The 24,573-nt window shown below is 73.7% G+C and carries 18 protein-coding genes; 9 read left to right on the top strand and 9 right to left on the bottom strand.

Features of this window, described 5'->3' with window-relative positions:
* Together PV364_RS35440 and PV364_RS41400 are read right to left on the bottom strand one after the other, a co-directional pair.
* The coding region (locus PV364_RS35440; RefSeq protein WP_319664886.1) for a TIGR03767 family metallophosphoesterase at window positions 1-1,957 on the bottom strand (1,957 nt) is incomplete at its 3' end.
* Between the two features lie 370 nt (window positions 1,958-2,327).
* The gene (locus PV364_RS41400; RefSeq protein WP_415924647.1) at window positions 2,328-2,795 is read right to left on the bottom strand and encodes a hypothetical protein; all 468 of its coding nucleotides are present in this window, start codon (window positions 2,793-2,795) and stop codon (window positions 2,328-2,330) included.
* 63 nt (window positions 2,796-2,858) lie between these two features.
* On the opposite strand from PV364_RS41400, the gene PV364_RS35435 reads away from it, so the two are divergent.
* Together PV364_RS35435 and PV364_RS35430 are read left to right on the top strand one after the other, a co-directional pair.
* Window positions 2,859-4,058 (top strand): glycoside hydrolase family 3 N-terminal domain-containing protein, encoded by a 1,200-nt coding sequence (locus PV364_RS35435; protein ID WP_319664884.1) that lies wholly within the window; start codon window positions 2,859-2,861, stop codon window positions 4,056-4,058.
* 73 nt (window positions 4,059-4,131) lie between these two features.
* Window positions 4,132-5,460, top strand: a complete 1,329-nt coding sequence (locus tag PV364_RS35430; RefSeq protein ID WP_319664882.1) for a diacylglycerol/lipid kinase family protein — start codon at window positions 4,132-4,134, stop codon at window positions 5,458-5,460.
* A gap of 182 nt (window positions 5,461-5,642) precedes the next feature.
* Here the strand turns inward: PV364_RS35430 and PV364_RS35425 are convergent, their stop codons facing one another.
* From PV364_RS35425 to PV364_RS35405, 5 genes are all read right to left on the bottom strand, one after another.
* Window positions 5,643-6,674: a LacI family DNA-binding transcriptional regulator gene (locus PV364_RS35425; protein WP_319664881.1), complete on the bottom strand. Its 1,032-nt coding sequence runs from the start codon at window positions 6,672-6,674 to the stop codon at window positions 5,643-5,645.
* Between the two features lie 10 nt (window positions 6,675-6,684).
* Window positions 6,685-7,779 carry a rhamnose ABC transporter substrate-binding protein gene (rhaS, locus tag PV364_RS35420; protein WP_319664880.1) on the bottom strand — a complete coding sequence of 365 codons (1,095 nt, stop codon included), beginning with the start codon at window positions 7,777-7,779 and terminating at the stop codon, window positions 6,685-6,687.
* A 130-nt stretch (window positions 7,780-7,909) separates the two neighbouring features.
* Complete coding sequence (locus PV364_RS35415; protein ID WP_319664878.1) at window positions 7,910-8,977, bottom strand: ABC transporter permease; 1,068 nt, start codon at window positions 8,975-8,977, stop codon at window positions 7,910-7,912.
* The gene (locus PV364_RS35410) at window positions 8,970-10,025 is read right to left on the bottom strand and encodes an ABC transporter permease (RefSeq protein ID WP_319664876.1); all 1,056 of its coding nucleotides are present in this window, start codon (window positions 10,023-10,025) and stop codon (window positions 8,970-8,972) included. Before PV364_RS35410 ends, PV364_RS35415 begins: the two co-directional genes overlap by 8 nt.
* Window positions 10,022-11,542 (bottom strand): sugar ABC transporter ATP-binding protein, encoded by a 1,521-nt coding sequence (locus PV364_RS35405; protein WP_319664875.1) that lies wholly within the window; start codon window positions 11,540-11,542, stop codon window positions 10,022-10,024. The genes PV364_RS35410 and PV364_RS35405 overlap by 4 nt, the downstream gene beginning before the upstream one ends.
* 291 nt (window positions 11,543-11,833) lie before the next feature.
* On the opposite strand from PV364_RS35405, the gene rhaI reads away from it, so the two are divergent.
* From rhaI to PV364_RS35390, 3 genes are all read left to right on the top strand, one after another.
* On the top strand, window positions 11,834-13,000 hold the full coding sequence (gene rhaI / locus PV364_RS35400) for an L-rhamnose isomerase (RefSeq protein WP_319664873.1): 1,167 nt from the start codon (window positions 11,834-11,836) through the stop codon (window positions 12,998-13,000).
* A 43-nt stretch (window positions 13,001-13,043) separates the two neighbouring features.
* Window positions 13,044-15,107: a bifunctional aldolase/short-chain dehydrogenase gene (locus PV364_RS35395; RefSeq protein ID WP_319664872.1), complete on the top strand. Its 2,064-nt coding sequence runs from the start codon at window positions 13,044-13,046 to the stop codon at window positions 15,105-15,107.
* 97 nt (window positions 15,108-15,204) lie between these two features.
* A complete protein-coding gene (locus tag PV364_RS35390) occupies window positions 15,205-16,710 on the top strand; it encodes a rhamnulokinase family protein (protein ID WP_319664871.1) in 1,506 nt (501 codons plus the stop codon).
* A gap of 10 nt (window positions 16,711-16,720) precedes the next feature.
* Here the strand turns inward: PV364_RS35390 and PV364_RS35385 are convergent, their stop codons facing one another.
* Window positions 16,721-17,185, bottom strand: coding sequence for a hypothetical protein (locus PV364_RS35385; RefSeq protein WP_319664870.1), 465 nt, complete (start codon window positions 17,183-17,185; stop codon window positions 16,721-16,723).
* 74 nt (window positions 17,186-17,259) lie between these two features.
* Here PV364_RS35385 and PV364_RS35380 point away from each other — a divergent pair, with 74 nt between their 5' ends.
* Entirely contained in the window at window positions 17,260-18,495 is a 1,236-nt protein-coding gene (locus tag PV364_RS35380) for an MFS transporter (protein ID WP_319664868.1), read from the top strand.
* Window positions 18,496-18,860: 365 nt separating this feature from the next.
* Here the strand turns inward: PV364_RS35380 and PV364_RS35375 are convergent, their stop codons facing one another.
* Window positions 18,861-19,835, bottom strand: coding sequence for a helix-turn-helix transcriptional regulator (locus tag PV364_RS35375; RefSeq protein WP_319664866.1), 975 nt, complete (start codon window positions 19,833-19,835; stop codon window positions 18,861-18,863).
* Between the two features lie 130 nt (window positions 19,836-19,965).
* On the opposite strand from PV364_RS35375, the gene PV364_RS35370 reads away from it, so the two are divergent.
* The 3 genes from PV364_RS35370 (at window position 19,966) to PV364_RS35360 (ending at window position 24,571) form a co-directional block, all read left to right on the top strand.
* Entirely contained in the window at window positions 19,966-22,329 is a 2,364-nt protein-coding gene (locus PV364_RS35370; RefSeq protein WP_319664864.1) for a SpoIIE family protein phosphatase, read from the top strand.
* Between the two features lie 76 nt (window positions 22,330-22,405).
* Window positions 22,406-23,506, top strand: a complete 1,101-nt coding sequence (locus PV364_RS35365; protein WP_319664862.1) for an ionic transporter y4hA — start codon at window positions 22,406-22,408, stop codon at window positions 23,504-23,506.
* A gap of 57 nt (window positions 23,507-23,563) precedes the next feature.
* Window positions 23,564-24,571 carry a magnesium and cobalt transport protein CorA gene (locus PV364_RS35360; protein WP_319664860.1) on the top strand — a complete coding sequence of 336 codons (1,008 nt, stop codon included), beginning with the start codon at window positions 23,564-23,566 and terminating at the stop codon, window positions 24,569-24,571.
* Window positions 24,572-24,573: the final 2 nt, after the last annotated feature.

Here is a 24,573-nt window from a genome sequence, read left to right as displayed (position 1 = left end):
CGACGGCACCGTCCACCGGCAGCGCCTGCGCGCCCTGGAAGGACCGCACCGCGGCCGCCGTCGCCGTACCGAACACCCCGTCCACCGCCAGCACCGCGCCGCGCGCGGTGAGCAGGTACTGCGCGGCCTTGACCCGGCTGCCGCTCTGGCCCTGTGCCAGTCGCGGCCAGTCGGCCGCGGGCGTGCCGAGACCGGCGGGGAGCGGGAAGGGCAGCGGGACGAGGAGTTGCGTGTTGCGGGCGTCGACCGTGCCGCGCCGCTTGTCGATGCCGCGGGCGACCGCCTGGATGTCGTTGACGGCCAGTTCGCGGGCGAGGGAGGCGAGCGCGGCCGGGGAGCCGGTGTCGCCGCCGTAGGACACCGGGGCGTCGGCGTCGATCATCGTGGTGAAGATCGACAGCGTGCCGTTGCCCTCGGCCACCTCCACGATCCGGCTCTGGATCGGCCAGTCGATGTGCGAGGCGGTGTTGACCTCCCAGAAGCCGCCGCTGAGGGAGGACGGCCAGGCGGGGCGGTGCGCGGTGACGGTGTTGGTGTGGGTGTGCCCGTCCACCATCAGGATCACGTTGGGGAAGCGCAGCAGCAGGGCGCGCAGGTCGTCGCCGCCGTAGGGCGCGTCGTCGTCGGTGTTGTCCATGGAGTCCAGCGTGTGGTGGCAGAACACCACGACCAGCTTGTCGCGGACACCCGGCTGCTGCACGACCGCCCCGGGGCCCGTGCCGCCCGGGTCGGCCAGTTCGTAGCGGGAGGACACGGCCTTGAGCCGCCCCTCCAGCCAGGCCCACTGGTCCTCGTCGACGGCGCCGTCGGCGCCGCCGCCCGGATTGGTGGTGTCCAGGACGAGGTACTGGAAGAGGTCGTCCGGCGCCGAGGGGATGGCGTAGTAGGCGCGGTCGGCGCCGGAGGTGAAGCCGTGGCCCGCCGGGGTGCCGGTGGTGCGGAAGTGCTCGGCGACGAACTCGCTCCGGGACAGCAGCCGGCGGGAGGAGTCGGCGGTGACCTTGGCCGTGGCGAGGGTGAAGTCGCCGGTGAGGATGTCCGTCAGCAGCTCGACGTAGTAGCCGGGCCCGTCGTCCAGGACGTCGGGCACGCCCTCGACCTTGGTCAGCTTGGTGGAGCCGGTCGCGATGGCCTTCAGCGGGTCGAACGGCAGGATGTCGGGCGGGACGTTGCCCTGCACGAGCCCGTCGTGGTTGCCGTAGGCGGCGTACCACGGCATGCCGAGACCGGTGGCGGTGAAGGGCCGGCGGGCGGCGGTGAGGAGACCGGTGACCAGGGGGAAGCCGGCCAGGTCGTTGTTGTCGGGGGGAGACTGCCGCACCTCGGGGTGCCAGTAGTGGACGTCGGCGCCGAAGGCCCCGGCGGATACGCTCTCGTCCTTGGTGAGGTTGCCGGAGTCCGGCCGCACGCCGTTGCCGTCGAGCAGGTCGATGTACCAGCGGGCCTCGTTGTACTGGCAGTTGTCGACGGCGTCACCGGTGACGACGGTGAAGGCCAGCGGGGCGCCGGTTCTCGGGCCGCGGCCGGTGCGCCTGATCGCCCGGCACATCGCGTCGGTGGTCTGCGTCGACAGGAACTCGTGGGCGCGGTAGGCGGATTCGGTGGGGTACGAGTTGTAGTGCGGCGGCCCGTAGTCGGCGAGCCGGTCCAGGCACTCGACGCGCAGCGGTGACTGGTCGTCGACGATGTGCAGGTCCGACATCTGGGCGAAGGCGGCCAGCGACCGGGTCACCACGGGCGCGGCGACGTCGGTCAGGTCCCGCCGGATCAGGTGGGGTTCGCCGGGCCCGGCGACGATCCCCCGGTAGCCGCGGCCGAGATCCGGGCCGCGCTGCAGCGTCCGGTCCACGGTGGTGAGGCCCGCGGCACCGCTGTCGCCGGCCGCCGTCGCGGCAAGGGCGACACCGAGCGGGGCACGCAGATCGACGGCTGCGGCCACCACGCTCGCGGCGGTCACCGTCAGCATCCTTCGACGAGAAAGGGACATTCCGAATCCTGTTCGGTCGTCGGCCACCGTGCCGGGGCAGCACGGCATGGCGAGGGGACGGGAGGGGGGCGCCGGTCCTCGTGGGGGGGGTCCCGCCCCGCGGACACGCGGAGGGGCACGGAACGGGGTGGGAGGGGCGAACCGTGGGACGAACGGGCCTGCGGAGACGGGGCACGGACCGGGCTCGCCCAGGGTGGCCCACGGGGGCCGCCGACCGCAAGCAGTGGTACAGCCACTCAGTCACTGATCCGGAGCACGCCTCACCCCAAAGGGGTCCGCTCCGGGGCAATTCCGTGCCCGGACACGTCAGTTCACCCCCCGGGTCCGGGCCCCCGGCCCGTCAGCGAGCGAGCCGGCGACCGCCAGGACCGCCTCCTCGGCTCGACGCCCGCAGGGAGGTCCCGTCCCCGGGGTCCGCCGCGACGTCCCGGCCGGCGAGGACCACCATGGGCCTACCGGTGCGCATCGCGAGCGCCATCTCGCCGAGGGTGCCCCGGCTCCCGCCCGCAGCGGATGACCGCGTCGGCGGCGCCGACGACGGGCCCGTCGCGCGGTACGCCGAGCCCGTCGTCGGCGGGCAGACCGTCAGGAACCGGTTCCCCGCGGCGCGGTCCCGCCCGGGCAGCAGGCCGACCGTGACACCGCCGCGCGCACGGGTGCCTTGGCACACCGCCCCCATCACGCCGCCGAGACCACCGCGGACGACCACCACTCCCCGCAGCGCCGGCGGCTCGCCCACCCTGCGGCGTGCGCGCGCCCTCGGTCCTCCGCGGTGCCTGGCCCACCTCGGCCGCACAGCCCGTGTCATACCGTCCCTCGATCGCCTCGGAGTGTTTGACAGGGTGGTTATGGACGGATATCTGCTGTAGATGTGATTTCCCGCCACTTCGCCTCCCGCGCCGGTCTCGCACTCCTCGCCACCACGCTGGCCGTCGCCGGCTGCGACGCCCACCGCTCCCCCGACGCCTCCGGTACCGCCCGTGCGATGTCGGCCACCACCACCGCCGCGAGCACCTCCACCTGCGCCCAGCGCGTGGAAGCGGCCATGAACGACACCCAGCGGGTGGGCCAGCTCTTCATGGGCGCGGCCGTGCTGCCCACGACGCCGAAGGCGGACCTGGACGCGATGCGGACCTACGCCGTCGGTTCGGTGATGCTCGCCGGACGCAGCACCGCCGGCGTACAGAAGACCCGGGCCTTCGCCGACCAGTTGCAGGGCATGCGGCAGACCGTCGCGGGGCAGCGGGTCGGGCTGCTGATCTCCACCGACCAGGAGGGCGGCCAGGTGCAGGTCCTCAAGGGCCCCGGCTTCTCCACCATCCCGAACGGGGTCACCCAGGGCAGGTACACGGTCACCTGGCTGCGGCAGCAGGTCGCGACCTGGACCGCCCAACTGCGCAGCGCGGGGGTGAACGTGAACCTCGCACCGGTCGCCGACATCGTGCCCGCCTCACTGGGCACCGCCAACGCCCCGATCGGCAAGTACGGCCGCCAGTTCGGCTCGACCTCCGCCGTGGTCTCCCCGCACGTCACGGCCTACGTCCAGGGCGGCACCCGCTCCAAGGTGCTCACGACGCCCAAGCACTTCCCGGGGCTGGGCAGTGTGCGCGGCAACACCGACGTCACCGCCGGCGTGACCGACACCACGCTGACCCGCACCGGGGCGAACGTCGCCCCGTTCAAGGCCGGCATCGCGGCCGGCGCCGCGCTGGTGATGGTCTCCACGGCGACGTACAAGCGGATCGACGCCGCCCACCAGGCCGCGTACTCCTCCGTGGTCATCACCGGGATGCTCCGCAACGACCTCGGCTTCAAGGGCGTCGTCATCTCCGACGACCTGGGCAAGGCGGCCTCCGCGCAGTCCCTCGCCGTCGGAAAGCGCGCACTGGCCTTCCTGCGGGCCGGCGGGGACCTCGTACTGACGGTGCAGCCGACGGGCATCCCGGCCATGGCCGAGGGCATCCGCTACGCCATGCGGCACGAACCGGCGGTGCGCACGCGGGTGCACGACAGCGTCCTGCGCGTGCTCGCCGCCAAGGAGGCGGCGGGGGTACTGGCCTGCACCGCCTGAGGACCGCGGCCGGGTCGCGTGTCGGGCGTGGCGGCGAGGGCCCGCCGGGCCCCGGAGGTGGCAGGGTCGGGGCATGGAACGTCCCGCCTCCCCCGCCCGCGGCACACCCCGCGGACTCGCCCGCCTCGCCCTGGCCACCGGGGCCGCGGCGCTGGCGCTGCCGGTCGTCCTCGCCGGACTGAAGAGCCTCCTGCTGGTGGCCGTGGGCCTGGGCGGCACCGGGGTCACCGCGGCCGGAGTCTGGTGGGTGCTGACCCGGCGCGGACCGGTCAGGGTGCTGGCGGTGGCGCTGACCGTGGCGGCGCCGGTGGCCGTGCTCCTGTACTACGCCCACGCGAACCTGTTCTGGGTCGCCCTCACCTCGATCGCGTTGTGGGTCCTCGCCCTGACCTGCGGGCGCGCCGCGATGCGCGGCGCCGGACAAGCGGACCGGCGCGTCCGGGAGCGGCCGGCGCCCCCGCCGCGGCGTCCGTTCCTGATCATGAACCCGCGCTCCGGGGGCGGGAAGGTCGGGCACTTCGGCCTGAAGGAGAAGGCGGAGGCGCTGGGAGCCCGGGTGGCCCTGCTCGACCCGGACGCTCCCCAGGACGTGGCGGCGCTCGCCCGAGCGGCCGCCGACGAGGGCGCCGACCTGCTCGGCGTGGCGGGCGGCGACGGCACCCAGGCGCTGGTCGCGGCGGTCGCCGCGGAGCGCGGCCTGCCCTTCCTCGTGATCAGCGCGGGCACCCGCAACCACTTCGCCATGGATCTGGGACTCGACCGGGAGGATCCGGCCGCCTGCCTGGACGCACTCACCGACGGCGTGGAACTCCGCGTCGACCTGGGCTTCGTGGACGGCCGGCCGTTCGTCAACAACGTGTCCTTCGGCGCCTACGCGGCCGTCGTGCAGAGCCCCGCCTACCGTGACGACAAGGTCGGCACGATCCTGGAATTGCTGCCGGACCTGCTGACCCGGCGGTCCGGGAGCCGGCTCACCGCGCGGGCGGGCGCGACCGTGCTGCACGAGCCGCAGGCCGTCCTGGTGAGCAACAACCCCTATCGCACCGGCGACCCCGCGGGGCTGGGCCGCCGGGACCGGCTCGACACCGGCATGCTCGGCGTGCTCGGGGTGACGGTCGACAACGCGGCGCAGGCAGCGGCCCTGCTGATGGGTCCGCAGGCCCCGGGACTCACCGTCCTGACGACGCGTCATATCGTCGTCACCGCGGACACTCCGCGGATCGAGGCCGGCGTCGACGGCGAGGCGCTGGTCCTGCCCGTGCCCGTACGCTGCGAGATCCGCCCGGGCGCGCTGCGCGTCCGCCTCCCCCGCGACCGGCCGGGCGTCCCCGTCACCGGGGCGCGCCTGGACTGGGCCCACCTGTGCACGCTCGCGCTGACGACGGGGCGTATCCCGACGTGACGGCCCGGCCGCCGCCGACCGGGCGCCGGGCGCCGGGCGCCGCGGCGATCGGCTCGTCCGTGGACCTGGGCACGGCCACGGCGGCCCGTCGCGCGGCGGCAGGGGCGTCGCCCTCGACGGCGACCGGGCCCCCACGGACTTCCGGGGGCCCGGCACCGGCACCCGCAAGGGACGCGCGCCCGTCAGCGTCGGACGAGGCTGGAGTCGCGCACGACCAGTTCGGGCTGGAGCACGACCTGCCGGTGCCGGTGCTCGCGGCCGGCCGGGTCGGTCTCCTCCAGGAGCATGCCGGCGGCCATCGCGCCCATCGTGGCCGCGGGCTGCCGTACCGAGGTGAGCGGCACGGCGGCCGCCGCCGCGAACTCGATGTCGTCGTAACCGACGATGGAGATCTCGCCGGGCACGCTCACCCCCGCCGCGTACAGCGCCTGCAGCACGCCGAGGGCGAGCAGGTCGTTGGCGCAGAAGACGGCGGTGGGGCGCTCGGGAAGGCCCAGGAGCCGGTGACCCGCGTCGCGGCCGGAGGCCACGTCGAGCCGCTCGGTGGGCAGTTCCCGCAGTGCCTCCGCGGGCAGGCCCGCCTCCGCGAGCGCGGCCAGGGCGCCCGTACGGCGGTCGCTGACCTGCTGGAGGTGGACCGGTCCGCTGACGTACGCGATCCGGCGGTGTCCGGCCGCCAGCAGATGGGCGAGCGCCATCCGCCCGCCGGCCACGTCGTCCACCGACACCGAGCACCCGGCGCCGCCCGCCGAGACCCGGTCCACCAGCACGAAGGGGATGCGGTGGCGCCGGAAGGCGGCCAGGTTCCCGGAGGTCCCGGCGTCGGCGGGCGTCACCAGGACGCCGCGCACCCGCTGCTCCGCGAAGAGCGACAGGTACGCGGCCTCCTCCTGGGGGCTCTCGGCGCTGTTGCAGACCATCACGCCGAAGCCCGCCGCCCGTGCGGCCCGTTCGGCCCCGCGCGCCACGTCGACGAAGAACGGGTTCGCCATGTCGAGGACGAGCAGGGCCATGATGCGGCTGCGGCCCGCCCGCAGCTGACGGGCCGATTCACTGCGCACGTACCCGAGCCGGGCGATCGCGCGCTGGACCCGGGCACGGGTCCCCTCGGGAACCGAGTCCGGCCGGTTGATCACATTGGAGACCGTGCCCACGGAGACTCCCGCCTCCCGGGCGACGTCCTTGATCCCCACGGCCCGTGCCCTGTCCGTCACGCCGGCGCTCTCAGAACTTGAACTGGTCGACGTTGTCCTTGGTGAACACGGTCGGCTTGCCGAGCACCACCACGCCGTCCTTGCCGATGGTGTAGCTGCCCAGGTCCCCGGCCTTGAAGGTCTGCCCCTCGGCGCCGCTGATCTGGCCGGAGGCCAGCGCCACGGCGGCGTAGGAGGCGAGGGAGCCGAGCTTGGCCGGGTCCCACAGCTCGAAGGCCTCGACGGTGCCGTTCTTGACGTACGCCCGCATGTCGTTGGGCGTGCCGAGGCCGGTCAGCTTGACCTTGCCCTTGTACTTCGATCCGGACAGGTACTGGGCGGCGGCCTTGATGCCGACCGTGGTCGGGGAGATGATCCCCTTCAGGTCCGGGTACTGCTGCAGCAGGCCCTGGGTCTGCTGGAAGGACTGCTGGGCGTCGTCGTTGCCGTAGGCGACCTTGACCAGCTTGACGTCCTTGTACTTGGGGTCCTTCAGCTCGTCCTTCATGTAGTCGATCCAGGTGTTCTGGTTCGTGGCGGTCTGGGCCGCCGACAGGATCGCGATCTGGCCCTTGTAGCCGATCTGCTCGGCGAGCAGTTGCACCTCGGTGCGGCCGAGGTCCTCGGAGCTGGCCTGGGAGACGAACAGGTCGCGGCACTCGGGCTTGGTGTCCGAGTCGTAGGTGACGACCTTGATGCCGTTCTTGCGGGCCTGGTTGAGCGCGGTGCACAGGGCGCCCGGGTCCTGGGCGGAGACGGCGATCGCGTTGACCTGCTGCTGGGTCAGGGTGTTGACGTAGGAGACCTGGCCGGCGGTGTCGGTGCCGCTGCTGGTGCCGACCTCCTTGTACGAGGAGCCGAGCGTCTCGAGGGCCTGCTTGCCGCCGTTGTCGGAGATGGTGAAGTACGGGTTGTTGACCTGCTTGGGCAGGAAGGCGACCGTCAGGCCCTTCTTGGTGGCCGCGTTGGGGTCGGCGCTCGCGGCCTGCGTTGCGGCGCCGCTGCTGCTGCCGCTGTCCTTCGAGGAGTTCTTGGTGGTCCCCCCGCAGGCGGTCGCGCCGAGGGCGACCGCCGTGGTGAGGGCCAGGACGACGGTGGCACGACGGGTGAGGGTTCTGCTGGACATGGTGATCCTTTCGCTGCCGGACGCGGGTACCGGAACACGGGGCGTGCGATGACGTGCGGGGGGAGGACGTGCCGAGGAGCGCTGGGGCGGCGCGGTGGGGTGCCCCAGACGTGGGGTGGGTGAGGTGAGGTCAGGACGAGGCGAGCACGGCCGGTGCCCGGTCGGCGGCCCTCCTGCGGGCCCGGGACTGCGCGACCTGGCGGCCGATCCTCGGGGCGAGGACGGAGATCACCAGGAGCACGCCGGTGACGACGATCTGGGACTGCGCGGAGACGTTCAGCAGGCTCATCACGTTCTGGCCCGCGCCGAGCAGGAACACGCCGGCGATCGCGCCGCCGAGGGTGCCCTTGCCGCCGTCGAAGTCGATGCCGCCGAGCAGCACGCCCGCGATGACGGACAGTTCGAGTCCGGTGGCGTTGTCGTACCGGGCGCTGGCGTAGTGCAGGGCCCAGAAGACGCCGGTCAGCGAGGAGACCACACCGGTGGTGACGAACATGGCGAGCTTGGCCCGCTTGACCCGCACACCCGCGAACCGGGCCGCCTCCTCCGAGGCGCCCACCGCGAACAGTGAGCGGCCGAAGGGGGTGGCGTGCAGGACGACGACGGCGATCAGCAGCAGGACGGCGAAGGGGATCGCCGCGTACGGGACGAAGGTCCCGTCGATCCGGCCGGAGCCGAAGTCGAGGTACTGCTGCGGGAAGTCCGTCACGGAGTCGGCGCCGAGGACGATCTGTGCGATGCCGCGGTAGGCGGCCAGGGTGCCGATGGTGACGGCCAGCGACGGCAGCCCGAGCCGGGTCACGAGCAGGCCGTTGACCAGGCCGCACACCGCGCCGAGCAGCAGGCACAGCGGGATGATCGTCTCGATCGCCATGCCGCCGTTCCACGTCGCGCCCATGACCGCGCCGGACAGGCCCGCCGTCGAGCCGACGGACAGGTCGATCTCGCCGGAGACCACGAGCATGGTCATCGGCAGCGCGATGAGCGCGATCGGCAGTGTGTTGCCGATCAGGAAGGACACGTTCAGCGCGTTGCCGAAGTTGCCGACGAAGGAGAAGGAGCAGACCAGCAGCACGACGAGCAGCACGCCCACCGCGGTGTCCCAGCGGACCGCGCCGCCCAGGCGGGAGCCGTGGGCCGTGGCGGACGCGGGGGCCGGGACGGGGGCCTCGGCGGCGGCCTTGGTGGTCTCAGGCATGGTGGGCACTCCTCATCTGTGCGGCCCGCTTGCGGAGGACCCCGGCCACCCGCAGCGCCAGGATCCGGTCGACGGCGATGGCGAGCAGCAGCAGGACGCCGTCGATGGCCAGCACCCACACGGAGCTGACGCCGATGGACGGCAGGACGCTGTTGATCGAGGTCAGCAGCAGGGCGCCGAGCGCGGCGCCGTAGACGGTGCCGGAGCCGCCGGTGAAGGCGACGCCGCCGACCACGACGGCGCTGACGACGGTGAGTTCGTAGCCGCTGCCCGTGCCGGAGTCGACATTGCCGAAGCGGGCGAGGTACAGCGCGCCGGCGAGCCCGGCGAGCGCCCCGCAGACCACGTACGCGATCAGGATGCGCTTGCGCACCGGGACACCCGCGAGCCGGGCGGCCTCGGGGCTGGAGCCGAGCGCGTACATGTCGCGTCCGCCGCGGTAGCCGCGCAGGTAGTAGCCGACGGCGACCAGGACGGCCACGGTCAGCAGCGCCAGGTACGGGACCACCCACACGCCGTCGTGCCCGAAGTCGGTGAAGCTGCCGGGCAGGTCCCCTGCGGTGATCTGGCGGGGGCCGACCCAGATGGAGTCGATGCCGCGGATGATGTAGAGCGTGCCCAGGGTGACGACCAGGGCCGGGACCTGACCGAGGCTCACCAGCAGGCCGTTCAGGGCTCCGAAGAGCACGCCCGACGCGACCGCGAGGAGCACGGCGACCAGCGGATCGCCGCCGCCGTGCAGGTAGGTTCCGGCGGCGAAGGCGGAGATGCCGAGGACGGAGCCGACCGACAGGTCGACGTTGCGGGTGATCACCACCATGGCCTGGCCGATGGAGACGAGCACCAGGATCGTGGCGTTCAGCAGGAGGTCCTTGACGCCCTGCTGGGACAGGAACTGGGAGTTGTAGATCTGGGTCGCCGCCAGCATCGCGGCGAGCACGCCGAGCACGGCGAGGGCGCGGAGCCTCAGCACCCGGTCCAGGAAGCGCCGGGGCGCGGCCGGCGCGTCGTCCGCCACCGGCTGCACGGTGTCTGCGGTCACGGTCACGCCGCCCTCCTCGCGCGGCCGGTGGCCGCCGCCATCACGGTCTCCTCGGTCGCCTCGGACCGGGGGATCTCGGCCGTCAGCCGGCCCTCGTGCATCACCAGGACGCGGTCGGCCATGCCGAGGATCTCCGGCAGGTCGGAGGAGATCATCAGAACGGCGACGCCCTCGCCGGCGAGCCGGGACAGCAGTCGGTGCACCTCCGCCTTGGTGCCGACGTCGATACCGCGGGTGGGCTCGTCCACGATGAGCACCTGGGGCGCGGTGGCGAGCCACTTGGCCAGCACGACCTTCTGCTGGTTGCCGCCGGACAGGGTGCCGACGACGTCGGCCAGGCGCGCGTACTTCACCTGGAGCCGCACCGCCCAGTCCACCGCGCGGCTGCGTTCGGCACCGCGGCTCATCAGCCCGGCCCTCGACGTGGCGCCGAAGCCGGTGAGGCCGATGTTGCGCTCGATGGACATGTCCATCACCAGGCCCTGGGCCCGGCGGTCCTCGGGGACCAGGGCGAGCCCGGCGGCCATGGCCAGGCTCGGTGCCCCGGCGCGCAGCGCGCGGCCGTTGACGACGACCTCGCCCGCGTCCCTGCGGTCCACTCCGAAGACGGCGCGGGCGACCTCGCTGCGGCCGGCGCCGACCAGCCCGGCCAGGCCCACGATCTCACCGCGGCGGACCTCGAAGGAGACATCGGTGAAGACCCCCTCACGGGTCAACCGCCGTACGCTCAGGGCGACCTCGCCGACCTCGGTGGCCTGCTTGGGGTAGAGCTCGTCGAGGTCGCGGCCGACCATGCGGCGCACGAGGTCGTCCTCGGTCAGCCCGTCGACGGGCTCGCTGGCGATCCAGGCGCCGTCCCGCAGGGTCGTGACCCGCTGGCACAGCGCGAAGATCTCCTCCAGGCGGTGGGAGATGAAGAGCACGGCGGCGCCCTGCTCGCGCAGTGCCCTGACGACACCGAAGAGCCGGGCGACCTCGCTGCCGGTGAGCGCGGCCGTCGGCTCGTCCATGATCAGGACGCGGGCGTCGAAGGAGAGCGCCTTGGCGATCTCCACCAACTGCTGGTCGGCGATGGACAGTCCGCGCGCGGGCTGGTCGGGGTCGAGGTCGACGCCGAGGCGCTCGAAGAGCTCGGCCGCCGAGCGGCGCACCGCCCGGTGGTCGACGCGGCCGAAGGAGCGGCGCGGCTGGCGGCCGACGAAGATGTTCTCCGCCACCGAAAGGTCGGGGAAGAGCGTCGGTTCCTGGTAGATGACGGCGACCCCGGCGTCGCGGGCGTCCCCCGGGCCGTGGAACTCGACCGGCTCGCCGTCGAGCAGCACGGTGCCCGCGTCCGGCCGGTGCACTCCCGCGAGTGCCTTGATCAGTGTCGACTTTCCGGCGCCGTTCTCACCCGCGAGGGCGTGGGCCTCGCCGGCGTAGAGCCGGAGCGAGACGCCGCGCAGAGCGCGGACGGCACCGAAGGACTTGCTCACCCCCTCCAGCGCGAGCACCGGAGTCGTCTCCGGTTCGGGGTGCGTCATTGCGCCCTCCAGACATGAAATGTTTCAACGGAGTTGCCGGGAAGCTAGCTCTGCCCGTCGCGTGCGTCAAGAGTCGCCGCCGCCCACGGCTGACCTGCGTGCTCTCCTAACCCCCCGGTGAAGGCGAGAGTCGTGCCGCGCCATCAGCGACAACCTCATGGATGACACGATTCAATAACGGGCCGGCCGGTCCTGCGCACCCCTTGACGCCAACCCGAGGGCATGGATAGCTTCGCAGCGGAATGAATCGATTCACTGATGAAGCGATTCCCCGGACCCCAAGAGGTGACCATGCCTGACTTCGCTGCCGTCAAGGCCGCACTCGCTGCTCAGCGAATCGAGACGCCCTCGTGGGGCTACGGCAATTCCGGCACCCGGTTCAAGGTCTTCGCCCAGGCCGGCGTCCCCCGCGACCCGTACGAGAAGCTCGACGACGCCGCCAAGGTCCAGGAGTTCACCGGCGTCGCCCCCGTCGTCGCCCTGCACATCCCGTGGGACAGGGTCGACGACTACGCCGCCCTCGGCCGGCACGCCGCCGACCGCGGACTGGAGCTCGGCGCGATCAACTCCAACGTCTTCCAGGACGACGACTACAAGCTCGGCAGCGTCTGCCACCCCGACCCCAAGGTCCGCCGCAAGGCCGTCGGCCACCTGCTGGAGTGCGTCGACATCATGGACGCCACCGGCTCCCGCGACCTCAAGCTGTGGTTCTCCGACGGCACCAACTACCCCGGCCAGGACGACATCGTGGGCCGTCAGGACCGGCTGGCCGAGGCGCTCTCCGAGGTGTACGCGCGGCTCGGGGACGACCAGCGGATGCTGCTGGAGTACAAGCTCTTCGAGCCCGCCTTCTACACCACCGACGTCCCCGACTGGGGCACCGCGTACGCCCACTGCCTCACGCTGGGTCCCAAGGCGCAGGTCGTCGTCGACACCGGCCACCACGCGCCCGGCACCAACATCGAGTTCATCGTCGCCTTCCTGCTGCGCGAGAAGAAGCTCGGCGGTTTCGACTTCAACTCCCGCTTCTACGCCGACGACGACCTCATGGTGGGCGCCGCCGACCCCTTCCAGCTCTTCCGGATCCTGCACGAGGTGGCCAAGAACGGCGGCTTCGCGCCGGAGACCGGCGTCGCCTTCATGCTCGACCAGTGCCACAACATCGAGGCCAAGATCCCCGCGGTCATCCGCTCGGTGATGAACGTCCAGGAGGCCACCGCCAAGGCGCTGCTGGTCGACCTCGACGCGCTGCGCGCCGCCCAGCGGTCCGGCGACGTCCTGGCCGCCAACGCCGTGCTCATGGACGCCTACAACACCGACGTGCGCCCGCTGCTGCGCGAGGTGCGCGAGGAGCAGGGCCTGGCCCCCGACCCGGTCGCCGCGTACCACGCCTCCGGATGGCAGAAGCACATCGTGGCCGACCGCGTCGGCGGCACGCAGGCCGGATGGGGCGCGTAGCACCCGCACGTTCCCGACCCTCACCTCCCCGAAGGACACCCGCATGGCACCCGCCACCCACCCGGAAGTCGCCGCCCTCCTGGAGCGCGCCCACCGCCTGGGCGCCGATCCCCGCAACACCAACTACGCGGGCGGCAACGCCTCCGCCAAGGCCACCGAGACCGACCCCGTCACCGGCGGCCCCGTCGAGCTGATGTGGGTCAAGGGCTCCGGCGGCGACCTGGGCACGCTCACCGAGGCCGGCCTCGCCGTCCTGCGCCTGGACCGGCTGCGCGCGCTGACCGCCGTGTACCCCGGGCCCGAGCGCGAGGACGAGATGGTCGCCGCGTTCGACTACTGCCTGCACGGCAAGGGATGGCTCCCAGGGGGTGAAGGCACAGCGCCGTCCATCGACACGGCCATGCACGGCCTCGTCGACGCCGCCCACGTGGACCACCTGCACCCCGACTCCGGCATCGCGCTCGCCTGCGCCGCGGACGGCGAGAAGCTGACCCAGGACTGCTTCGGCGAGAAGGTCGCCTGGGTCCCATGGCGCCGGCCCGGCTTCCAACTCGGCCTGGACATCGCCGCGATCAAGGAGGCGCACCCCGGGGCGGTGGGTGTCGTCCTCGGCGGTCACGGCATCACCGCCTGGGGCGCCACCTCGCAGGAGTGCGAGTCCAACGCCCTGTGGATCATCCGTACCGCGGAGGAGTACCTGGCCGCTCGCGGCAAGAAGGAGCCCTTCGGCGCGCCGCTGCCGGGCTGGGAGCCGCTGCCGGAGGCGGAGCGCCGCGCGCGCGCCGCCGCCCTCGCCCCGGTGCTGCGCGCCGTCGCCTCCCAGGACCGGCCCCAGGTCGGCCACTTCACCGACTCCGAGCCGGTGCTGGACTTCCTCGCGCGCTCCGAGCACCCCCGCCTCGCGGCGCTCGGCACCTCCTGCCCCGACCACTTCCTGCGCACCAAGGTCCGCCCCCTGGTCCTCGACCTGCCGCCCACGGCCCCGTTGGAGGAGGCCGTGGCCCGGCTGGAGGAACTGCACACGGCCTACCGGGCCGAGTACCAGGCCTACTACGACCGGCACGCCGCACCCGACTCCCCGGCGATCCGCGGCGCCGACCCGGCGATCGTGCTCGTCCCCGGCGTCGGCATGTTCAGCTACGGCAAGGACAAGCAGACCGCGCGCGTCGCGGGCGAGTTCTACGTCAACGCGATCAACGTGATGCGCGGCGCCGAGGCGGTCTCCACGTACGCGCCGATCCCCGAGTCGGAGAAGTTCCGCATCGAGTACTGGGCGCTGGAGGAGGCCAAGCTCCGGCGCATGCCCGAGCCGAAGCCGCTGGCCGGCCGCATCGCGCTGGTCACCGGCGCCGGTTCGGGCATCGGCAGGGCCATCGCGCACCGGCTGGCCGCGGAGGGCGCGTGCGTCGTCGTCGCGGACCTCAACGAGCAGGGCGCGGCGGCCGTCGCGGCGGAACTGGGCGGCCCGGACAAGGCGGTGGCCGTCACCGTGGACGTGACGGAGGAGGAGCAGATCACCGCGGCCTTCGACGAGGCGCTGCTGGCCTTCGGCGGGGTGGACCTGGTGGTCAACAACGCGGGCATCTCCATCTCCAAGCCCCTGCTGGAGACGACCGCCCGGGACTGGGACCTCCAGCACGACATCATGGCCCGCGGCTCCTTCCTCGTCTCCCGCGAGGCGGCCCGGGTCATGGCGCAGCAGAAGCTCGGCGGCGACATCGTCTACATCGCGTCCAAGAACGCGGTGTTCGCCGGTCCCCACAACATCGCCTACTCCGCGACCAAGGCCGACCAGGCCCACCAGGTCCGGCTGCTGGCGGCCGAGCTCGGCGAGCACGGCATCCGCGTCAACGGCGTCAACCCCGACGGCGTGGTCCGCGGCTCCGGCATCTTCTCCTCGGGCTGGGGCGCGCAGCGCGCGGCGACGTACGGCGTCCCGGAGGAGAAGCTCGGAGAGTTCTACGCCCAGCGCACCATCCTGAAGCGGGAAGTGCTCCCGGAGCACGTCGCGGGCGCGGTCTTCGCCCTCACCGGCGGCGACCTCACCCACACCACGGGTCTGCACGTCCCGGTCGACGCCGGAGTGGCGGCGGCCTTCCTGCGCTGACCCGCGCACAGCGGGGAGCAGGGCTCCGCGGACGCACCCGCGGAGCCCTGCTCCCGTCCGATCCCCCCGCCACCACCGATCATTCGAGGACCTCCACGTGCCTTTCGCCGCCATCGACCTCGGTGCCACCAGCGGCCGCGTCATCCTCGGCCGGGTCGCGCGGGACGCCCTCTCCCTCACCGAGGCGCACCGGTTCGCCAACACGCCGGTGCGCCTGCCCGGCGGACTGCACTGGGACGCGCTCGCCCTCTTCCAGGGCGCGCTGGACGGTCTGCGCCGGGCCGGCGCGCAGTCGGACGGCGTCACCTCGGTCGGCATCGACACCTGGGCCGTCGACTACGGTCTCCTCGACGCCGACGGCGCCCTGCTGGGCAATCCGTACCACTACCGCGACACCCGCACCGACACGGTCGCCGAACGCGTCCGGGAGGAGATCGGCGCGGAGCGGCTGTACCGGCTGACCGGGCTGCAGCACCTGCCCTTCAACACCGTCTACCAGCTCGCCGCCGCCTCGGGCACCGCGCAACTGGCCGCCGCGCGCACCCTGCTGCTCGTCCCCGACCTGCTGACCCACTGGCTGACCGGCACGATCGGCGCCGAGGAGACCAACGCCTCCACCACCGGCCTGTTCGACGCCCGCGCCGGGGGCTGGTCGGCGGAGCTCGCCGGGCGGATCGGCCTCGCGCCCGGGTTGCTGCCGCCGCTGCGCGCGCCGGGCGACCTCGCGGGCACACTGCTCCCCCACATCGCCGCTGCCACCGGACTGCCGGAAGCGACCGCGGTGGTCACCGTCGCCTCGCACGACACCGCGTCGGCGGTGGCCGCCGTCCCGGCCACGGAACCCGGCTTCGCCTACATCTCGTGCGGCACCTGGTCGCTGGCCGGGCTGGAACTGGACGCGCCCGTGCTCTCCGAGGCCTCCCGCGGCGCCAACTTCACCAATGAGCGCGGGGTCGACGGCACGATCCGCTACCTGCGCAACATCATGGGCATGTGGCTGCTGGAGGAGTGCCGGCGCACCTGGGCCCGGCAGCGGGCCGACCCGCCTTCCCTGGACGCCCTGCTCGAACAGGCCGCCGCGGCACGGCCGTTCGCCGCCCTCCTCGACCCCGACGACCCCGCCTTCCTGCCGCCGGGCGACATGCCCGCCCGCATCCGGGACTTCTGCCTCCGTACCGGCCAGCGGCCGCCCGAGAGCCCCGGCGCCGTGGTCCGCTGCATCCTGGAGAGCCTGGCCCTCGCCCACCGCCGCACGCTGCGCCAGGCGGCCGTGCTCGCCGACCGCGAGATCACGCACGTCCACCTCGTCGGCGGCGGCTCCCGCAACGAACTGCTGTGCCGGCTCACCGCCGACGCCACGGGCCTGCCGGTCGTCGCGGGCCCCGCCGAGGCCACGGCCCTGGGCAACATCCTCGTCCAGGCCCGCGCCCACGGCCTCGTCGGCGACGGCCTCCCGGCCATGCGCGCCCTCGTCGCCGGCACCCAGCCGCTGCGCCGCCACGAACCGGACGGCGACCGGGCGGCCTGGGACGCGGCCGAGGCGAGGGTGGAGGAGTTCGTCGCGGCACGAAGGAGCCGGGTGCCCCGCCCCGACGGGGCCTGAGCCTCCCCCGTCAGGGCGAACCGGCCCGCGAGCCGGGCACGTCAGGCGCGAAGGGCAGGTCCAACGGGCCGTCGGGGCCCGCGGCCGCCGCTCGCGCGACCGCGGCCGCCTCCAGCAGGGACCAGCCGTCGACCTCCGTCCCACCCCGCTCGCCCGGTTGCCACCCGCGGGCCAGTGCCACGTCGAGCAGGGCCCGGACGGCGCCCGGTTCGTGCAGGTTCAGGCCGGCACCGTGGATGAAGCCGACGTCCCCGGAGCCGAGGGGCGCCCCGCCCGGGACGTACCGGTCGGGGCCGCCGGCGAAGACGATGCGCAGCGGGCCGCCGGAGCCGGCCGGCTGCGGGACGAGCGAGAGGGTCTGACGGCAGTCCACGGCACGGCCGTCGTCGTCCCTTCGGTGGCTGTGGCTCGTCGTCCACAGGAACACGCCCCCGTCGGCGACCAGTCGGCGCGGCTTCTTCGAACTGCGAGGCACACACCGAGGATACGTGGCGCGCCCCGCCCCTCACTGACAGAAGATGTCAGTGACCATCCGCACCATCAGTGGGTGTGACCACCGATCGCTCGCACGCCCTGCTGCTGCCCGCCGTCTTCATCACCTCGCTCGGCAACAACATCCAGCTGATCGCCGCCGCACTGCTCATCGTGCGGGCCCAGGGGTCGGTGCTGGACGTGGGATGGCTCTTCATCGCCGTCGCCGTGCCGCAGGCGGTGCTCTCCCCGCCGTTCGGGCGGCTCGCCGACCGCTTCGACCGGCGGACGCTCTGGGTGGCCTGCGACGCCCTCAGCGCGCTCGCCGCGCTCGCGATGCCGCTGGGTCTGGCGATGGGCGGTGCCCGCAACGCGGTCGTCTACGGCAGCAACTTCGTGCTCGCGGTGATCGCCGCGCTGTTCGTGCCGGTCAGCGCCGCACTCGTCAAGGAACGTGTCCCCGCGGGGGAGTTGCGCCGGTTCAACGCGCACTACGAGATGGCCCTGCAGAGCGGGATGCTGCTGTCGGCGACGGTCGGCGGCATCGCCCTGCAGTTCTTCGGGCCCACCCCGCTGTGCGTGTTCAACGGGATCACCTTCGCGGTCTCCGCGGTGCTCGTGCTGGCGACCGGGCGGGCCGGGCGGCGGCCCGCCGCCCCGCGGATCACGGCCGGGACCCCGGCCCCGGCGGCGCCCGCCCGGTCGCCGCTGGGTCCGGTGATCATGCTCTACGCGCAGGGCAGCGTGGTCGTCACCGTGTTCAACGCGCTCATGCCGGTCCTCGTCATCGCCGATCTGCACCGGGGCCCGGCCGTCGTGGGCGTGGTCGACGCGCTCGGCGGCGCCGGTTTCCTGGTCGCGGCCGCCGCCTACCGGATCACCGGCGCGCGCCTCGGCGATCTGCGGCTCGCCCTGGCCGGCTTCCTGCTCTGCAATGTGCTGTTCGCCCTCCAGCCGCGCTTCGGCGTGCCGGGGCTCCTCCTGCTCGTGCCGCTCGGCGCGTTGCTCTTCGGGCAGGCCCGCATCGCCTCCCGCACCCTGCTCATGGCCTCGGTCGGGGAGCACCGGGTGGGCCGCGCCTTCGGCGTCGCCAACGGCTGGGGACTCGCCGCGACCGTCGCCGTCATGCTGGCCACCGCCGCGGTCACCGCCCGCGCCGGAACCGCCGCGGGCTTCGCTGCCGTCGCCCTCGTCAGCGCCCTCGCCGCACTCGCCTCCGCGGCCTGGCACCGCGCGGCCCTCCGGTCCGCGCGCACCCCCGAACCCCTCCCGACCACCCCCGCAACCGCCCCCGCGGACCGGTACCCGGCCTGAAGGGCCAGGAGCGGCGCCCGCCCCGGCCGACCACAGTCGAGGAACACCGCACGAGCCGCACCTTCACCCTCACCAACAGCGGGACTCGCCTCCGCGGCCCGGCACCGCGCAGCCCGCCGACCCACGCAACCTCCGCCCCCCGCCGACCGGCGCCGCGCAGCCCGCCGATCTCGGCACCCCAAGGCCTCCCCGACCGCCCCCGCGGACGGGCACCCGGCCTGAAGGGCCAGGCGCGGCAAACGCCCCGGCCGACCACGGTCGGGCAGCACCGCGTAGGCCGCGCCCTCGCCGTCACCAGCAGCGGGGACTCGCCCTACTCGCCCCCGCGCACCGGCGCCCGGTCTGGGCGGCCGGTCACGGCCGGCTCAGCCGGTCCCGTACAGCGCGGCCAGGCCGCGTGCTGAACCGATGAGCAGCTCGCGCAGCGGGAGCGGTTCGAGGACTTCGAGGTCGGGGCCGAGCCGGAGGAATTCGCCGTGGGCGTGGGCCACGGACTCGATCGGGACGAGGGCGCGGAGCCAGCCGTCGCCGTCGGGCTCGGCCCGTTCCGCGACCGCCCGCGCGACGGCGTGCGAGAGCAGCGAGGGCAGGCGCTCCGCGCCGCGCGGGGAGAGCCGGATCAGGGCCTCGCCCTGGTGGAGCCGGGCATGGAAGTCGGCGAGGTGGGCACGCCAGTACGCCGCCAGGTCGAACCCGGCCTCGGCCTCGAAGGTCTCGCCGAGCACGGCGACCGCGAGGATCTGGTCGACGCGGTACGTGCGCAGGCCGCCGTCCCCGCGCGCGACGACGTACCAGCGGCCGGCCTTGAGGACCAGGCCGTACGGCTCCAGGCGGCGCTCGCTCTCCGCGGGCTCGCGCCAGCGGCGGTAGCGCACCCGCACCGCCCGCCGGTTCCAGACCGCGTCCGCGACGGCGGGCAGATGCGGGGTCTCCTCCCCGGGGCCGTACCAGCCGGGCGCGTCCAGGTGGAAGCGCTCGCGTATCCGCTCCGCCGGCTCCCGCAGCTCCGGCGGCAGGGCGGCGCTGAACTTCAGCCGGGCCGCCGCCGCGGCCTCGCCCAGTCCGAGCTGCGCGGCGGGGTCGGGCAGCGCGGCGAGGAACCACGCCTGCGTCTCCTCGGCGGTCAGCCCGGTCAGCCGGGTGCGGTAGCCGTCGACCAGCCGGTAGCCGCCCTCGGGCCCGGCGTCGCCGTACAGGGGTATGCCGGCCTCGTGCAGCGACTGCACGTCGCGGTAGATCGTGCGGACGGACACCTCCAGCTCGTCGGCCAGCTGCTGGGCGGTGAGCCGGCCGCGTGCCTGGAGGAGCAGGAGCAAGGAGACCAGCCGGCTGGCACGCATGGCAGCAGTATCGGTGCCGCCACCGACACCGGACCGGTCCCGGTTCCCCCGGCGCCGACCGATTTGATGGCCCCCGGCGGAGCGCGCACTCTTGGGTTAGGAGACTTCGACGGGTGTGTGATCGGCGACGATGAACGCGAGTGGCGGCCCCGGGGACCCGGCCGGCGCGGCCGTGGTGGTGGTGGGTGCGCGGGGGACGGTCACCGCTTGGAGCGAGGGGGCCCGCCTGCTCCTCGGCCACACGTCCGCGCAGGCCGTCGGCCGGCCCGCGGCGGAGATCTTCTCCCCGGGGCCCCTGGTGCTCGACCGGGCGTGGCACGGCCAGAGCGCCGCGCGCCACCGGGACGGTCACCTGCTGGAGCTGGATATCCAGGTCAGCCCCGCACTCGACGGTGACGCGGCAGCGTGCGGCTGCGTGATCACCGCCGCCCCGGAGGCGGCCGACGACGCCATGGTGCGGTGGGCGTTCGAGCAGTCCTCGGTGTCGATGTCCCTGTACGACGACGGCCTGCGGCACCGGCGGCTCAACCGGCTCGCCCTGGGGGCCATGGGGGACGTTCCCGAGGAATCGCTGCGCGGCACCCCGTACCAGGAGATCGTCCCGGAGGAGGCCGGCCGGCGCGGCTACGGCGACCACCTGCGCCAGGTGGCCGAGACGGGCCGGGCCATGCACTACGAGTGCTACACGCGCGACCCGGTCTCGTCGCGCGACTTCGCCTGGAACACCGACATGTGGCCGGTCCGGGACCCGCGGGGGCGGGTCCGGGGGGTGGCGGTCGCGGCGTTCGACAGCACCGCCCAGTTCTGGGCGCGGCAGCGGCTCGCGCTGCTCAACGAGGCGGGCGCCGCCATCGGCACCACCTTGGACGTGGTGCGCACCGCCGACGAACTGGCGGAGCTGGCCGTGCCGCGGCTGGCCGATTTCGTGAGCGTGGACCTGCTGGACTCCGTGCTGCACGGCGAGGAGCCGCCGCCGGGCCCCGTCGACACGGCGGTGGTGCTGCGCCGGGTGGCGCACCGCTCGCGGTCGGACGCGCCGGTCGCCGCCGTGGAACTGGGCGAGGTGGACACCTATCCCGAGTTCTCGCCGCCCGCACGCTGCCTGGCCGAAGGCCGCGCGGTGCTCAGCCAGGCGGGGAACGTCGACTTCTCCCTGTGGGTGGCGCACAACGCGCTGCGCGACGCCAAGGTGCGCCGGCACGGCCTCCACACGGTGATGGCGGTGCCCCTGATGGCCCGCGGGGTCACCCTGGGCGTGGCACTCTTCGCCCGGGGCACCCGGCCGGAGGGCTTCATCGACGACGACATGACGCTCGCCGAGGAACTGGCCGGGCGGGCCGCGGTCTGCGTCGACAACGCGCGCCGCTTCACCCGCGAGCACGGCACGGCCCTGGCGCTGCAGCGCAGCCTGCTGCCAGGGCGGCTCGGCGACCAGCCCGCGGTGGAGGTGGCGTCCCGCTATCTGCCGGCCGGCTCCCAGGCGGGGGTGGGAGGCGACTGGTTCGACGTCGTCCCGCTGTCCGGCACCCGGGTCGCGCTGGTCGTCGGCGACGTGGTCGGCCACGGCATCCACGCCTCGGCCACCATGGGCCGGCTCCGCACGGCGGTGCGGACCCTGGCCGACGTGGACCTGCCGCCCGACGAACTGCTCACGCACCTCGACGACCTCGTCGCCCATCTCAACTCGGAGGACGACGCCCGCGGGGAACGCGGACCGGGGACCAGCACCGAGGTGGGCGCGACCTGCCTGTACGCGGTGTACGACCCCATCTCCCGGCGGTGCTCGATGGCCAGCGCCGGTCACCCGTCGCCTGTACTGCGACTGCCCGACGGGACGGTGGAGGTCGTCCCGGTGTCCGCGGGCCCTCCGCTGGGCATCGGCGGTCTGCCCTTCGAGGCGACGGAACGGGAGCTGCCCGAGGGCAGCGTGCTGGCCCTCTACACCGACGGGCTGATCGGCAGCAGGGACTTCGACCTGGACGCGGGCCTGGAGCGGCTGCGCGGCGCGCTCGCGGCTCCCGCCCCCACCATCGAGTCGGCCTGCGACACGATCCTCAAGTCGCTCCCGCCGGACCGGCCGGTCGACGACGTGGCGCTGCTGCTGGCCCGTACCCGTGCGCTGAACACCGCCCAGGTCGCCGTCTGGGACGTGCCCTCCGACCCGGCGAAGGTGGCCGAGACCCGGCAGGCCACGGCGGAACTGCTGCGCTGCTGGGGCATGGAGGAGGCGGTGCCCGTCACCGAGCTGGTGGTGAGCGAGCTGGTCACCAACGCCATCCGGCACGGGTCGCCGCCGGTGCAGCTGCGGGTCATCCGCGACCGCTCCCTCATCTGCGAGGTCTCCGACGGCAGCAACACCGCCCCGCACCTGCGCCGTGCGCGCTCGGACGACGAGGGCGGCCGCGGTCTGCTGCTGGTCGCGCAGCTGACGCAGGCGTGGGGGACCCGGCAGGCCGCGACCGGAAAGACGATCTGGGCGGAGCAGGCGCTCTAGGCCCGGCGCGGCGCCTTCCGGGGCTTCCGGCCGCGTCCGCGTCGCGCCCGGTATGACGAGGTGTCAGACTCGGCCCATGATCGCCCGTTTCCGCCCGGCCGCCCTGCGCTGGACGGTCGTCGTGCCGGTGCTCTCGGTCGTGATGCTCGCTCTCACCTGGGGCCGGTCGCTCCCGGTGCCGGTGGTCGTCGTGGTGGCCCTGTTCCTGGCGGCGGCGGTGCTCGCGGCGGTGCACCACGCGGAGGTGGTGGCGCACCGGGTGGGCGAGCCGTTCGGCTCGCTGGTGCTGGCGGTGTCGGTGACGGTCATCGAGGTGGCGCTGATCCTCACGCTGACGGCGGACGGCGGCCCGAAGAGCGCGGGGCTCGCCCGGGACACCGTCTTCGCGGCGGTGATGATCACCTGCAACGGCATCCTCGGGCTGTGCCTGCTGGTGGGGGCGCTGCGCCGCCGGGTGGCGGTCTTCCACCCCGAGGGGACCGGGGCCGCGCTGGGGTCCGTGGCGACCCTGGCGACGCTCAGCCTCGTCCTGCCGACCTTCACCACCAGCGCGCCGGGGCAGCGGTTCTCCACGACCCAGCTCGCCTTCGCCGCGCTGGCCTCGCTGGTGCTGTACGGGCTGTTCGTGGCCACCCAGACGGTGCGCCACCGCGACTACTTCCTGCCGGTGACCTCGACCGGCCGGGTCATCACGGACGACGAGCACTCCGAGCCGCCGACCACCCGGGCCGCGCTGTTCAGCCTGGCGCTGCTGGGCGTCGCCCTGATCGCGGTGGTGGGCCTGGCCAAGGTGGAGGCCCCGACGATCGAGCACGGGGTGGCGGTCGCCGGGCTGCCCTCCTCCTTCGTCGGCGTGGTCATCGCGCTGCTGGTGCTGCTGCCGGAGACGATCGCCGCGGTGCGGGCCGCCGCCCGGGACCGGGTGCAGACCAGCCTCAACCTCGCGCTCGGCTCCGCCATGGCGAGCATCGGGCTGACCATCCCGGCGGTGGCGGTGGCCTCGTTCTGGATGCCCGGCCCCCTGGTGCTGGGGCTCGGTGCCACGCACATGGTGCTGCTGGCGATCACGGTCGCCGTGGGGACGCTGACGGTGGTCCCGGGCCGCGCCACGCCCCTGCAGGGCGGGCTGCACCTGTCGCTGCTGGCGGCCTACATCGTGCTGGCCATCAGTCCCTGACGCTCTTTTGACCCGGCCCGGGGGCATGAAGGAGCCGGACCGAAGCAGGCGTGGGTGATGGAGTGCGTGGTGTACCAGGAGCGCTCGGGCGGCGCCGAGCGGGTGGAGTGCGAGGACTGCGGCGGGCCGGACGCGCCGGGCGAGGTGTGCGAGGCGGCGCTGAAGCGCCTGGCCGGTCTGGGCGACGGGGAGTTCGGCTGGGTGCACCTGGTCGATCCCGCGGAGGACTCGGTGGCACGGCTCGCCGGACCCCTCGGGCTGCACTCCCTGGCGGCCGAGGACGCCGTCCAGGCACATCAGCGTCCCAAGCAGGAGCGGTACGGCGACGTGCTCGCCGTGGCGCTGAAGACGCTGTGGTACCTGCCGGACGACGCGGCGGTCGAGACCGGCGAGATGATGCTGTTCCTGGGCCCGCGCTTCGTCCTGACGGTCCGCCACGGCTCGGCCGACCCGGCGGCCGAGGCCGCCCGCCGGCTCCGGGAGGACACCACGACGCTGCGCTTCGGCCCGCCCGCGGTGCTGCACGCGCTGCTCGACGTCGTGGTCGACGACTACGGCGACGCCGCGGAGAAGGTCCGCGACACGCTCGGCGCCCTGGAGCGCAGCGTCTTCTCCGCCGCGCGGGAGGACATCGCCGGGGAGATCTACTCCCTCAAGCGGGAGGTACTGGAGTTCCGCGACGCGGTGCAGCCGCTCGCCCCGGTGGTCCGGTCGTTCGCCGGGCCGCTCGCGCGGTGGCCGCGGGAGGCGATGCCGTACTTCCGCGACGTCGATGATCATCTGCGCCGCACCGACACCGAGATCCGCTCCCTGGACGAGCTGATGAACTCGGTGCTCGACGCGCATCTCGCGCGCGTCGGCACCTGGCAGAACGACGACATGCGCCGGATCTCGGCATGGGCGGCGATCCTCGCCGTACCGACGATGGTGGCCGGGGTGTACGGCATGAACTTCGCCCACATGCCGGAACTCGGCTGGTCCTTCGGCTACCCGCTGGCCGTGGGGGTGATGGCGGCCGGCGCGGGCCTGCTGTACCGGGCCTTCCGCCGCAACGGCTGGCTCTGAGC

Source organism: Streptomyces sp. MI02-7b (assembly GCF_033793585.1).
GTDB lineage: Bacteria > Actinomycetota > Actinomycetes > Streptomycetales > Streptomycetaceae > Actinacidiphila.
The sequence above is the reverse complement of the archived record's forward strand: the minus strand, read 5'-3'. Positions and strand labels throughout refer to the sequence as shown.

Coding starts and splice junctions, on each gene's coding strand:
- PV364_RS35395 (WP_319664872.1), top strand. CDS start 13,044: ATGGCACCCGCCACCCACCCGGAAGTCGCCGCCCTCCTGGAGCGCGCC.
- PV364_RS35415 (WP_319664878.1), bottom strand. CDS start 8,977: ATGCCTGAGACCACCAAGGCCGCCGCCGAGGCCCCCGTCCCGGCCCCC.
- rhaS (WP_319664880.1), bottom strand. CDS start 7,779: ATGTCCAGCAGAACCCTCACCCGTCGTGCCACCGTCGTCCTGGCCCTC.
- PV364_RS35375 (WP_319664866.1), bottom strand. CDS start 19,835: ATGCGTGCCAGCCGGCTGGTCTCCTTGCTCCTGCTCCTCCAGGCACGC.
- PV364_RS35360 (WP_319664860.1), top strand. CDS start 23,564: ATGGAGTGCGTGGTGTACCAGGAGCGCTCGGGCGGCGCCGAGCGGGTG.
- rhaI (WP_319664873.1), top strand. CDS start 11,834: ATGCCTGACTTCGCTGCCGTCAAGGCCGCACTCGCTGCTCAGCGAATC.
- PV364_RS35430 (WP_319664882.1), top strand. CDS start 4,132: ATGGAACGTCCCGCCTCCCCCGCCCGCGGCACACCCCGCGGACTCGCC.
- PV364_RS35405 (WP_319664875.1), bottom strand. CDS start 11,542: ATGACGCACCCCGAACCGGAGACGACTCCGGTGCTCGCGCTGGAGGGG.
- PV364_RS41400 (WP_415924647.1), bottom strand. CDS start 2,795: ATGACACGGGCTGTGCGGCCGAGGTGGGCCAGGCACCGCGGAGGACCG.
- PV364_RS35370 (WP_319664864.1), top strand. CDS start 19,966: ATGAACGCGAGTGGCGGCCCCGGGGACCCGGCCGGCGCGGCCGTGGTG.
- PV364_RS35365 (WP_319664862.1), top strand. CDS start 22,406: ATGATCGCCCGTTTCCGCCCGGCCGCCCTGCGCTGGACGGTCGTCGTG.